The organism is Frankia sp. CcWB3, from assembly GCF_977927595.1.
Map to the genome: position 1 here is coordinate 7,326 of NZ_CDWRCK010000217.1, position 575 is coordinate 7,900.

Consider the following 575-nt stretch of genomic DNA (forward strand, 5'->3'; position numbering starts at 1 on the left):
TGTTTCGCCGGAAGAAGGACGGCGGCCGCGAGAAGCCACCCGATCGTCCCCACGGCGGCGATCTTGCCGACCAGATGCGTGAACGGCAGTGCCCAGTAGGTGGGCGTGCCGGACGAGGGCAGGCCGGGCAGCCGCAGGGGGCCTGGCCCGAAACCGACGGTCAGGGCCAGCGCCACGCATCCGGCCGCGACGGCGACGGGCGCCATCCGTCCGACCGCCGCCGTCCGTCCGTCCCCCGAGGTGGAGCGGCTGGCGGGGCTGGTTCTGGTGGGAGCGGCGGCATACGGAGGAGCGGCCGGACCCGCGGGCGTGATGGGGTCTGCGGGCGTGGTGGAGTTGTTCGTTATGGCGGGGTCTTTCCTGGTGACGGGGGTGTCCATAGGGTCAGCGCGCTCCGGAGTGACGTCGCCGCAGGGCGAACAGGGTGCCGCCGCCGAGCGTGAGGACACCGGCGATCACAACGGGGAGTATCCAGCCACCGCCACCGTCACCGCCGTCCGCGGATCCCGTATCGGCCGTGATGGCAGTGACGGCCGCGGACGGGGCCGGCGCGGCACCCGTGGTCGGGCTTGCGG

At 73.4% G+C, this 575-nt stretch carries 2 pseudogenes; both read right to left on the reverse strand.

Annotated elements, in window-relative coordinates:
• Positions 1-380 (reverse strand): annotated as a pseudogene (locus ACY5KJ_RS15520) (hypothetical protein); the annotation flags it as partial.
• Between the two features lie 4 nt (positions 381-384).
• Positions 385-575: pseudogene (locus ACY5KJ_RS15525) on the reverse strand (copper resistance CopC family protein); the annotation flags it as partial.